The following is a 12,329-nucleotide window of genomic DNA, read 5'->3' as shown; positions in this document are numbered from 1 at the left end:
AGCATTAAGTACAGGGAGAGATAATGCCACTTTTAGAACAATTTAAAAATAAACTATCATCAAAACAAAGCGATGTCTCTTTGAGCGTCGTGATAGGGGTAATCGTCTCTTTTTTAGTTGTTGCCTATGGTGCTTTAGCCAATCCGCTTGAATACACAGAGCCACAATCTTTGGTCGAAAGGCTAACAATATATGCTTATGGCTTAATCTTGCCTGCATTGGCATTTATATTTGCTGCAGGGCGTGTGCTACTTAGACGATTCAATACCACACAAACTCATATTCGCTCGGCTTTTGAGGAGTCGGAAAAAACCAGGCATTTGCAAAATGTTTTACAAAATACCTTAGAGCAATTTTGTATTGTTTTGAGCGTGTATTTTTTATGGACCTTTATTATGCCTGCTGAGTTCATGTCACTGATTGCGCTATTATCGATAGTCTTTTTTATCGGCAGAATTATATTTATCAGTGGTTATGAAAAAGGCTCCGCCACAAGAGCGTTAGGGTTTAGTTTGACATTTTATCCTTCAGTGCTCTCTGTAGGCGCTATTATTATTTATCTTTTTTATCGTACGTTCTCTTAGCCGTTTTAGTGAATTTTACCCATAAAAAAACCGTCATAAGACGGTTTTTTTGATTCTACTTTATGTGCTAGGCTATGTTGAAAACTTATAAGCCTGCATCTGCACGTAAGATTTCAGCTTTATCAGTCGCTTCCCAAGGGAACTCATTACGACCGAAGTGACCGTATGCAGCTGTACCTTGGTAAATTGGACGAGCCAAATCTAACATAGCGGTTAAGCCATATGGACGTAATTCAAAGTGCTGGCGAACTAGCTTGATAAGTACGTCTTCAGAAACTTTACCTGTACCAAATGTTTCAATACTGATTGACGTTGGCTCTGCAACACCAATAGCGTAAGACACTTGGATTTCACAGCGATCAGCAAGACCTGCTGCAACGATGTTTTTAGCAACGTAACGTGCAGCATAAGCAGCACTACGATCCACTTTTGATGGGTCTTTACCTGAGAAAGCACCGCCACCGTGACGTGCCATACCGCCGTAGGTATCTACGATAATTTTACGACCGGTTAGACCACAATCACCTACTGGACCACCAATAACAAAACGGCCAGTTGGGTTAATGAAGTACTTAGTGTCTTTGTTTAACCATTGTGATGGTAAAACAGGCTTAATGATGGTTTCCATCACGCCTTCGATTAAGTCTTCTTGCGTCACATCTTCACGATGTTGAGTCGACAGGACGATGGCGTCAATACCTTTGATTTGACCATTTTCATAGGCAAAAGTAACCTGACTTTTGGCATCAGGACGTAGCCAAGGTAATGTACCGTCTTTACGGACTTCAGACTGACGTTTAACCAGCTTGTGTGCGTAAGTAATAGGTGCAGGCATTAATACATCAGTTTCATTGCTTGCATAACCAAACATTAATCCTTGGTCACCCGCGCCTTGCTCAGCAGGATCGCTACGATCAACACCTTGGTTAATATCTGGAGACTGTTTACCAATCGCATTTAAAATCGCACAAGAGTCAGCATCAAAACCCATATCTGAATGGGTGTAGCCAATTTCACGTACTGTTTTACGTGTGATTTCTTCGATATCAACCCAAGCTGAAGTCGTAACTTCACCACCGACTAATACCATGCCAGTTTTAACGTAAGTTTCACATGCAACACGCGCTTTTGGATCTTGCTCTAAAATTGCGTCTAGTACCGCATCAGAAATCTGATCGGCGATTTTATCTGGATGACCTTCTGAGACTGACTCAGAGGTGAACAAGTGGTTTGCCATAGTTGGTAAATCTCGTCTTTTGGAATTTGAACGTGTAGAAGCATCTACATCTAGACGTCTATAATAATTCAAATTAGGTTTGATAACACCCCTTAGAATCAATATAAGTTAAAAATTGTGCAACCATTCAAAGATTTATAAAAACTGTAATTGCTCTGTTTTATAAATTTATTAAATTAATCTTATGAATTTTATGCTAATTCTTGCCTTTATACTGTATTGGGTAGGGATGCTAAGGTTAAAAATAAAACAATAACTTTAGTTGATGTTTATCACTTTGTTGGTTTTTTTATTCGCCGGTGGCAACAAATATTCACGGTACTTTTAATGTGACAAAAAATGTCTTAGGGCAATTTAAAATAGAAAATGTAATAGCTTAGTGGGAAAAAGTTATATAAATGTTATCGGTAACATGGTATAAAGTTGGCTAATTAATCTACGCGTTTAGTTTGCAATAGATTGTTAGATGAAAAAAAGTGGCTAATACCGCTAATAAAAATTTGCGTCACATCGCCTAGTAGGGGAAAATATGCCCCCACAATTGCCCGCTAGACCTCACAAACAAGCAGGAGAGAGCATGTCATCTCGTAAAGAACTCGCAAACGCTATCCGCGCATTAACTATGGATGCCGTTCAAAAAGCCAATTCTGGACACCCAGGTGCACCAATGGGGATGGCAGATATTGCCGAAGTGCTATGGAATGACTTCCTAAAGCATAATCCAACTAACCCAGAGTGGGTTGATCGCGATCGTTTCATTTTATCAAACGGTCATGGCTCAATGCTGATTTACTCTTTACTTCACCTGTCAGGCTACGCGCTGCCAATTGAAGAAATCAAAAACTTCCGCCAATTACATTCTAAAACACCGGGCCATCCTGAATACGGTTACACCCCAGGTGTTGAAACCACAACCGGTCCTTTAGGTGCTGGTATCAGTAATGCTGTGGGTATGGCTATTGCTGAGAAAACCTTAGCAGCACAATTTAATAAGCCTGGTCACGATATCGTAGATCACTTCACTTACTGTTTCTTAGGTGATGGCTGTTTAATGGAAGGTATTTCGCATGAAGCTTGTTCTTTAGCGGGTACATTAGGCCTAGGCAAATTAGTGGCATTTTGGGATGACAACGGTATTTCTATCGATGGTCATGTTGAAGGCTGGTTCACTGATGATACGCCTAAGCGTTTTGAATCATACGGCTGGCATGTTATTGCAAATGTTGATGGTCACGATAGCGATGCTATCCGCGCTGCAATTGAAGAAGCAAAATCAGTGACAGATAAGCCTACGATGATTTGTTGTAAAACCACTATTGGTTTTGGTTCTCCAAACAAATCAGGCAGCCATGATTGTCATGGTGCACCATTAGGTGATGCTGAAATTGCAGCAGCTCGTGAGTTCCTTGGTTGGGAACACGCGGCATTTGAAATCCCTGAAACCGTTTATCAAGGTTGGGATGCTAAAGATGCTGGTGCAAACAACGAATCTGCATGGGATAAGAAATTTGCAGCTTATCAAGCAGCATTCCCAGCAGAAGCAGCTGAATTTACACGTCGTGTATTAACCGGTGAATTGCCTGCAGAATTTGAAGCAAAAGCGAATGCATTTATTCAAGAGTGCCAAGATAAAGCAGAAGGCATTGCAAGTCGTAAAGCTTCTCAAAATGCGATTGGCTTCTTCGGTGAAATGTTACCAGAGTTATTAGGCGGTAGTGCTGACCTTGCAGGTTCTAACTTAACATTATGGTCTGGCTCTAAAGGTATTCAAGACGACCCAGCGGGTAACTATATCTTCCACGGTGTTCGTGAATTTGGTATGAGCGGTATCATGAATGGTATCTCGCTTCATGGTGGTTTCATTAACTACGGTGCGACTTTCATGATGTTCATGGAATATGCGCGTAATGCTGTACGTATGTCGGCGCTAATGGGTATTCAAAATATCTTTGTTTATACCCACGACTCAATCGGTCAAGGTGAAGATGGTCCAACTCACCAACCAGTAGAGCAATTAGCTAACTTACGTATGACACCAAACATGACAGTATGGCGTCCTTGTGATGCTGCTGAAACAGCCGTTGCTTGGAAAGCCGCGATTGAAAACAGCAAAGCGCCAACGTCATTAATTTTCAGCCGCCAAGGCTTAAAAGCCCAGTCTCGTAATGCTGAGCAATTAGCAAATGTGGCTAAAGGTGGTTACGTACTGTCTGATTGTGCAGGTACACCTGATGTTATTTTGATTGCAACAGGTAGTGAAGTGCAATTAGCTCTTGATTCTGCTGCAGCGTTAACTGAGCAAGGTCAAAAGGTTCGTGTTGTATCTATGCCTTCTACGAATGTATTTGATAAGCAAGATGCAGCTTATAAAGAGTCTGTATTACCTGCCTCAGTAACAAAACGTGTGGCGATTGAAGCGGCGCATGTTGATTTCTGGCATAAGTATGTTGGCTTTAGCGGCGGTGTCGTTGGTATGAGCACATTTGGTGAGTCTGCACCAGGTGGCGAGCTACTTAAGTACTTCGGCTTTACCGTTGAAAATGTGGTTAAAACAGTAAATTCACTGGGTTAATCCAAAACGGACGCAATTAAAAGGGTAAACTTTTACCCATGAAGTCTGTATAATGGCGGCCTGCAATCACTTGCAGGCCGTTTTTTTATCTGCTTTTTACTGAGTACTGTTAAGAGGAAGCTTAACCCTCAATGATCCGAGTCGCTATTAATGGTTATGGCCGTATAGGTCGATCTATCCTTCGTGCACTTTACGAGTCGGGTAAACGTCAGCAAATCCAGATTGTGGCAATCAATGAACTTGCCAAGCCTGCAGCAATTAGCCATCTCACTCAATATGATACAACTCATGGTCGATTCCAAAATACAGTTAAGCTGAAGGATGATCAGTTAGTTATTGGTGATGATGTTATTCAACTATTACATCAAGCTGATGCGACTAAGCTTCCTTGGGCTGAGCTTGATATCGATATTGTCTATGAATGTAGTGGCAGCCTAATAGAGCGAGATGCTTGTGAAGCGCATATTCAGGCTGGCGCGAAACAAGTTCTGATAAGCCATCCTTCTTCAGCTGATGTGGATGCCACCATAGTGTATGGCGTCAATGACAGTTTACTTAAAGCTGATCATACCGTGGTATCGAATGCATCGTGTACCACTAACTGTATTGTGCCTGTCATTGATGTACTAGATAATCATTTTGGGGTTAAAAGTGGCGCAATCACGACGATACATTCTTCGATGAATGATCAACAAGTGATTGATGCCTACCATGATGATTTACGCAGAACACGTGCAGCTGGTCAGTCAATTATTCCTGTCGATACTAAGCTTGCACGGGGCATTGAGCGCATTCTGCCGCACATGAAAGATAAGTTTGAAGCGATATCAGTGCGTGTGCCAACGATTAATGTTACCGCCATAGATTTATCGGTAACAGTTAATGAACGGGTTGATATTGAAAAAATAAATAATGTATTAGAGCATGCTGCGAGCGGCCTATTTAATGCTGTGTTGGGCTATACTGATGCACCATTGGTGTCATGTGATTTTAACCATGACCCTCGTTCCAGTATTGTTGATGGCACACAAACCAGAGTAAGCGACGGGCATCTCGTTAAGCTCTTACTCTGGTGCGATAATGAATGGGGCTTCGCAAATCGAATGCTCGACACCAGTTTAGCGATGATTCACGCTAAAGATTCTGGTCACTAATTTACGTCTATAGAGCGCTTTACCTTCATTGGGTAAAGCGCTCTATAGCAAAAGCAGTTTTGTTTTTAAATTAAAAGGAAGGTCTCAATGGCTATTATCAATATGAGTGAGTTAGATTTAACCAATAAGCGTGTGCTTATTCGTGAAGATCTAAACGTTCCCGTCAGTGACGGCGTCGTCACCAGTGATGCAAGACTGCGTGCAGCTCTACCGACAATTAAACTTGCCCTTGAAAAAGGGGCTGCAGTGATGGTGATGTCTCACCTAGGCCACCCAACTGAAGGTGAGTTTAATGCTGAGTTTTCAATGCAGCCAGTGGTGAATTACTTAAACGATGCGCTAGATTGTCCAGTCACTTTAGCTTCTGATTACCTAGATGGTGTTAACGCTAATGTAGGCGAAGTGGTTGTATTTGAAAACGTTCGCTTTAACGTTGGCGAGAAGAAAAACGATGAAGTATTAGCTAAAAAACTGGCTGCTTTATGTGATGTATACGTGATGGATGCATTTGGTACTGCGCACCGTGCTCAAGCTTCTACACACGGTGTAGGTATGCATGCTGCAGTTGCTTGTGCTGGGCCTTTATTAGCAGGTGAATTATCTGCTCTGGGTAAAGCTTTAGATAATCCTGCTCGCCCAATGGTAGCGATTGTCGGTGGTTCAAAGGTTTCAACTAAATTAACCGTACTAGAAAGCTTATCTACTAAAGTTGACCAACTAGTTGTTGGTGGTGGTATTGCGAATACCTTTATCGCTGCAGCTGGCCATCAAGTGGGTAAATCTTTGTTTGAAGCAGATTTAGTTGATGAGGCTAAACGTTTAGTCGCTAACGCCCAAAGCCGTGGTGGAGATATCCCTGTTCCAACTGATGTTGTTGTTGCTGGGGAGTTTAGCCCAACCGCGGAAGCGACATTAAAGCCTGTTAGTGACGTTGCTGATACCGATATGATTTTTGATATTGGTCCTGACAGTGCAGAAGCATTAGCAAAAATCATTGAAGCTGCAGGGACTGTTGTTTGGAATGGTCCAGTAGGCGTATTTGAATTTGATCAATTTGGTGCTGGCACCAAACGTATCGCTCAAGCGATTGCTGATTCAAGTGCATTTTCAATCGCCGGTGGCGGAGATACATTAGCTGCTGTAGATAAATACGATATCGCAGATAACGTTTCTTATATTTCGACAGGTGGCGGTGCTTTCCTTGAGTTCCTTGAAGGAAAAGAGTTACCTGCTGTCGCGATGCTTGAAAAGCGTGGCGCATAATCGTCAAATTAACGATTAAGTTAGACCCTTTAGCGAACGTCTCACAGCTTAAAACCAAAGAGTTAACGCTGTGAAGACGCGCTGAAGTGAGTAAGAATTGCAATAAGAAAAATATAATTATTAGAAAAAAACCGCCCATGTTTATAAATTTTAGCTGAGCTACTTTGTTATCAAGGCTAAGAATTATGTGCATAGGGTATAAAAATCAATCCAAAGCGATAGCGACCTAGGTGAGAAATCACCCTATTTTTGGAGTAAAAAATGGCCTTAATATCTCTACGTCAAATGTTAGATCATGCTGCAGAACACGATTATGGTGTACCTGCATTCAACGTCAATAACCTTGAGCAAATGCGTGCAATTATGCAAGCTGCTGAAGCTACTGACAGCCCTGTAATTGTTCAGGCATCTGCGGGAGCACGTAAATATGCTCGTCCACAGTTTCTTAAGTACCTGATGGCAGCGGCACTAGAGCAGTACCCAGATATTCCAGTTTGTATTCATCAAGATCACGGTACTGACCCTGATATTTGTCAACGTTCAATTCAATTAGGTATGTCATCAGTTATGATGGACGGCTCATTAATGGCTGACGGTAAAACACCTGCGTCATACGAGTATAACGTTGATGTGACTCGTCGTACTGTTGCTTTCGCTCATGCTTGTGGTGTATCAGTTGAAGGTGAAATCGGTTGTTTAGGCAGTTTAGAAACTGGCCAAGCAGGCGAAGAAGATGGTATTGGTGCCGTAGGTACTTTAAGCATGGATCAAATGCTAACGACTCCGGAAGAAGCGGCACGTTTTGTTGCTGATACCCATGTTGATGCATTAGCAATTGCAATCGGTACCAGCCATGGTGCTTACAAGTTTAGCCGCAAACCTACCGGTGACGTTTTACGTATCGATCGCATCAAAGAGATCCACGCACGTATTCCTAACACCCACTTAGTGATGCACGGTTCATCTTCTGTACCACAAGAGTGGTTAGAAGTGATTAACCAATACGGCGGCGCAATCCCTGAAACTTACGGTGTACCATTAGAAGAAATCGTTGAAGGTATTAAGCATGGTGTACGTAAAGTTAACATCGATACCGATTTACGCTTAGCGTCAACAGGTGCTGTTCGTAAGTTCCTTGCTGAAAACCCTTCAGAGTTTGACCCTCGTAAATTCTTAAAAGCGTCAATGGAAGCAATGGCTGACATTTGTACGACACGTTATGAAGCATTTGGTTGTGCTGGCATGGGTTCTAAAATTAAGCCTAAGTCACTTCAAGCTATGTATAAAGCGTACCAATCAGGTGAATTAGACCCACAAATCAACTAAAGCTTGATTTGTCCTAGGTCAATTCTATGATGATGGCCAAAAAGCTATACGTTATAGTCATCATAACTAATTGATTGTTAAAGCTTCGATAAAGCCAGCAGAATTTGCTGGCTTTTTTATTGGATTATTTTCAATAAAATGACTTGTGCATAAGCGTTTTATGCCGCATTATCCCCGCCCTTAAATTTGAGTTCAGATGAACTTGGCGGCGCTACTTGACCCATTAATGTCATTCTTGGCCGTTATGCTTGTAATGGAATATGTCACCTTTAACCATTATTGAAGTAGTGCAATGCACGTAAAAAACACTGCTCCCTTATCGCTTTTCTCACTGACTTGGCCACTCTTTTTTGATTTTGCGCTGCACTTTTTAACAGCCGCATTAAATACACTAATGATTAGCCGAGTATCTTACCAGGGTGTTGCTGCACTATCGGTCGGTAACATGGTATTTGAGCTTTCAATTACGCTATTTAGTTTCGTCAGTATCGGCGCGAGTGTGGTGATAACGCAATATTTGGGCGCCAAGAATAGAGCCACTGCGAGTGACGTGGTTTACTCTTCTATTGGTTTTAACCTCATGGTTGGCGTGGCTGCGGCTTTGGGTGTGTTTTTTGGGGCAGGTTTGATTTTGCACCTAATGAATTTACCCGTAGAGCTAATTCCTGATGCAAAGCTATACCTTCAAATTGTTGGTATCTGTTTAATTCCTGAAGCAATGGCAATGTGTTTAGCTGCAGGGATGCGTGCCCATGGATTTACCCAACAAGCGATGTGGGTGACTTTACTCATGAATGTCATCACATTCGCAGGTAATTTGTTGTTACTTTATGGTTGGTTCGGAATCCCGCAAATGGGGGTGGCAGGTGTTGCCATTAGTACGGTTGTTGGGCGCTTAATCGGGATGACATTAATGGCATACTTGTTTGTTAAGTACACCCATATTCCAATTAAGTTGTCTGAAATCATTAAACCGAAAAAGCACTTACTTGCTAAGGTTTTCCATATCGGTTTACCGGCTGCTGGCGAGAACGTTTCTTGGATGTTGCAGTTTATGGTTGTGACTGCATTCGTTGGCTTAATGGGTGATAAAGCGCTTGCTGCCCAATCCTTATATTTTCAAATCTGTATGTTCATATTATTGTTCGGTTTATCCATAGGGATTGGTAACGAAATTATGATTGGTCACATGATTGGTGCCAAACAATTTAAATCAGCAGAAACACAGATGTATCGTGCATTAAAAATTGGCTTAATTTTAACGACGATTGTAGCAGCTTTAGCGGCGATATTTGGCGAAAAGTTAGTGGCCTTTTTTACTCAAGATGAAGATATCTTGTTGATGGTAGGCCAGTTATTCTTATTAACTTTACTGATGGAACCCGGTAGAACATTTAATCTTGTTGTGATTAATGCGCTACGTGCAAGTGGTGACGCTCGGTTCCCATTTTTTGCTGGCATGATTTCTATGTGGTGTATTGCTGTGCCGTTAGCTTATCTATTCGGTATTCATTGGGATATGGGGTTAGTAGGGGTTTGGTGTGCGTTAGCGATTGATGAATGGACTCGAGGTTTAACAATGTTATGGCGTTGGCGAAGTGGGCGTTGGCGGACAAAGAGTCTAATTCTTGCCTAAATATACTTTTTAGTGGGTTTAAGCTGTAAAAATGCAGTTGTTTTTTCAATTTTGCTACCAAAGTGTTAGTATGCGGTTCAATTTCTGGGGTGATTTTGATTTTATTGTAAATAAAGGATTTGATGACATGAAAAAACTGCTACTGACTGCAGCTGTTACGCTTGCCATGCCATTTGCTGCTCAAGCGGGTGCGGACTTTGTTGAAGGCGATAAGACCTTTGCTGGTGAAGCAGAATTGGGTGCAACACTGACCACAGGTAACACGGATACTTCTTCTTTTAAAGCCCGTCTAGGCCTTAAACAAGAACTAGGTAACTGGGAAAACGCATACTTACTAGAAGGCTTATACAAAGAAGATTCTGGTGAGAATACTGCAAAGCGTTACTACGCTGGTATTCAAGGTGACTACAAGTTCGACGAAAAGAACTACATGTATGTTACAGCAAACTATGAAGTCGATCCTTTTACTGGTTTTGATTATAAAGCGGTTGGTTCAGCAGGTTATGGTCATAAATTTATTGATAATGGCCGTACATTTTTAAGTGCTGAAATCGGTCCTGGTTATATTTATAAAAAATTAGATGACGAGCAGTCTTTGGCCTTAGGTTATGACACTGAGGACAGTGTTGTTGCTCACGGTGCGTTAAACTTTTCATATGAAATTACTGAAAGCTCTAAGTTCACTCAGCTGTTTGTTGCAGATTATGGTGATTCTTTAGAAGGGCGTTCAGAGTCTGCTTTGACAGCAAATATTATTGGCGCTTTAGCAATGAAGTTTGCTGTAATTGTTCGTTATAACAGCGAGCCGTTAGAAGACTTTAAGAGCACTGATACTGAAACCAACATGACACTTCTCTACGCATTTTAATTGTTAGTCAATTGGGTTTAAAGCCGAGCTATGCTCGGCTTTTTTGTGTCTAAAGTAATCATTTTAAGCATGGGTATCTCAACTTTATGACTGTTACCAATGTTACATTTTCTCATGTTAATTCAGCTTAAAAATGAACTTGTTTTTATGTCATAGGTTCGCTAGGGCGTAAATAGTGATGTTTGTTTAATCGATTACCCAAATAAAAATAAACATTTACGTAACAGGTGTAACTTTTTGGTGTGTTTTATTAAGCCTAAATATTGAAATTTCGGGGTATAGCTCACGAATTTAGATGCCGAGACTTTATCAGTTATTTTGATCACAATTATACCCTTTTGCCTAGCGTATAATGATTTCCCATATTGACAGAAGAGACGAAAAAGGCATGCAAATCGGTTGTTGTTGGTTTGATGATGAGCGTAAGGTGCTTATCAACCAATCTACTGCTACTAAATGGCAACTCAACCATAGTGAGTATTGGGTGTTAAGCATTTTAGCTAAACATCGTGGTCAAGTCGTGCCTATTGAAACCTTAGCATTTCTTGAAGAAGAACAAGGGTGCCATCAAAAGTTATCCGTCGATGAGATGGAGCAGTTGGTTGAAAACTTTAAAGATTATTTTGGCGATTCGCATCGAGGCTTAATTGAGCTGATTGCTGATCAAGGGGTGATTTTATACAACAGAGTCGTCGGTCATCACAGCAGTTTACTCGATACTCCCAATAAAGCGATTTCAAATGCCCATTACATACTGATTATTCTAATGACGTTGTTGGCGTGTAATTTTGTTTATTCAAATCTCAGCGCTCCTGAGTTTGTCATTCCGGATGTGAGCCGTACTTTTGAATCGCAAAGTGGTGCTAGTGTCGTTTTTAAACTCTATGGTGACGACAAAAGTGAACGTGATTTTTCTGAGGTCGCGGATACAAGTATCTCAGCGTTAAAACAGTGTGACACGATTTTGTGGGATTCAATATCTGCCACATTAGCCAAGGGTGATAATTCGGTGAGTATCTTGCTGAAAAAACAAGTCGATAAAGGTGTGCGATTCCATAACATAAAAGTGTTGCGTGATAATCCTGAACTTTTATTTGTCTCCACCGCGTGGCTTAAAAAGGTGCGAATCTGTGGTGAATAAACTCACTAAATTTTTATCGACAACATTTGGACGTATCGTTTTTTTGTTTATTTCAATGAGCATATTTTGCCTTGTTATTTTGACATTAGAACGTTTTGCCGACACCAGAGAGGTGTGGTCATTTGATTGTCAAAGTGATGTCTATCGTTTTGAAACGACAAGTGCCGAGCCAAAAGAGATTGATGAAGGCGAATTATTCTTATCACTCACAGTTGAAGATGGACAGATCCGCTTAGATTATTACAATGCTGATAAACCGTCCGATAGAGAGTTTATTTCGTTAACGGGCGAACTGAAAGAGTTAGAAGTGGGAAGCGTAAGTTACCAATTAGATTTAGCGGTCACTGACGTACAATTTGAAAACGATAATTCTTATTTAAAAACGTATCTTGCAAAAGAGCTTGACGAGCCTCAGGCTAACTTGTCGATAGGCAGTCAGGTTAATGTCACTGTAAAAGTGTTAGAAATGAGTATGAATAAAAACTATATTTCTATTAAATTTACTCCAAATAGTAGTTCATGGATCTGCCGATTACACGAATAAAGTT

Annotated in this window: 10 protein-coding genes; 9 read left to right on the top strand and 1 reads right to left on the bottom strand. The window is 41.1% G+C overall.

Annotated features, from left to right (window positions below):
* The first annotated feature begins 23 nt into the window (after nt 1–23).
* The gene (locus SJ2017_RS17160; RefSeq protein ID WP_055025158.1) at nt 24–584 is read left to right on the top strand and encodes an MAPEG family protein; all 561 of its coding nucleotides are present in this window, start codon (nt 24–26) and stop codon (nt 582–584) included.
* 85 nt (nt 585–669) lie between these two features.
* Here SJ2017_RS17160 and metK read toward each other — a convergent pair whose 3' ends face one another.
* Nucleotides 670–1,821, bottom strand: a complete 1,152-nt coding sequence (gene metK, locus SJ2017_RS17155; RefSeq protein ID WP_055025159.1) for a methionine adenosyltransferase — start codon at nt 1,819–1,821, stop codon at nt 670–672.
* 577 nt (nt 1,822–2,398) lie between these two features.
* Here metK and tkt point away from each other — a divergent pair.
* From tkt to SJ2017_RS17115, 8 genes are all read left to right on the top strand, one after another.
* Nucleotides 2,399–4,393 (top strand): transketolase, encoded by a 1,995-nt coding sequence (gene tkt, locus SJ2017_RS17150; RefSeq protein WP_055025160.1) that lies wholly within the window; start codon nt 2,399–2,401, stop codon nt 4,391–4,393.
* Nucleotides 4,394–4,524: 131 nt separating this feature from the next.
* On the top strand, nt 4,525–5,547 hold the full coding sequence (epd, locus tag SJ2017_RS17145) for an erythrose-4-phosphate dehydrogenase (protein WP_080916597.1): 1,023 nt from the start codon (nt 4,525–4,527) through the stop codon (nt 5,545–5,547).
* Between the two features lie 87 nt (nt 5,548–5,634).
* The gene (locus SJ2017_RS17140) at nt 5,635–6,810 is read left to right on the top strand and encodes a phosphoglycerate kinase (RefSeq protein WP_080916596.1); all 1,176 of its coding nucleotides are present in this window, start codon (nt 5,635–5,637) and stop codon (nt 6,808–6,810) included.
* 261 nt (nt 6,811–7,071) lie between these two features.
* A complete protein-coding gene (gene fba, locus SJ2017_RS17135; protein ID WP_055025163.1) occupies nt 7,072–8,136 on the top strand; it encodes a class II fructose-bisphosphate aldolase in 1,065 nt (354 codons plus the stop codon).
* 292 nt (nt 8,137–8,428) lie between these two features.
* Nucleotides 8,429–9,772 (top strand): MATE family efflux transporter, encoded by a 1,344-nt coding sequence (locus SJ2017_RS17130; RefSeq protein WP_080916594.1) that lies wholly within the window; start codon nt 8,429–8,431, stop codon nt 9,770–9,772.
* Nucleotides 9,773–9,899: 127 nt separating this feature from the next.
* Nucleotides 9,900–10,640, top strand: coding sequence for a DUF481 domain-containing protein (locus tag SJ2017_RS17125; protein ID WP_065109597.1), 741 nt, complete (start codon nt 9,900–9,902; stop codon nt 10,638–10,640).
* A 352-nt stretch (nt 10,641–10,992) separates the two neighbouring features.
* Entirely contained in the window at nt 10,993–11,781 is a 789-nt protein-coding gene (locus SJ2017_RS17120) for a hypothetical protein (RefSeq protein WP_156003334.1), read from the top strand.
* Nucleotides 11,771–12,325, top strand: coding sequence for a hypothetical protein (locus SJ2017_RS17115; RefSeq protein WP_080916590.1), 555 nt, complete (start codon nt 11,771–11,773; stop codon nt 12,323–12,325). The genes SJ2017_RS17120 and SJ2017_RS17115 overlap by 11 nt, the downstream gene beginning before the upstream one ends.
* Nucleotides 12,326–12,329: the final 4 nt, after the last annotated feature.

Source organism: Shewanella japonica (assembly GCF_002075795.1).
Lineage (GTDB): Bacteria > Pseudomonadota > Gammaproteobacteria > Enterobacterales > Shewanellaceae > Shewanella > Shewanella japonica.
The sequence above is the reverse complement of the archived record's forward strand: the minus strand, read 5'-3'. Positions and strand labels throughout refer to the sequence as shown.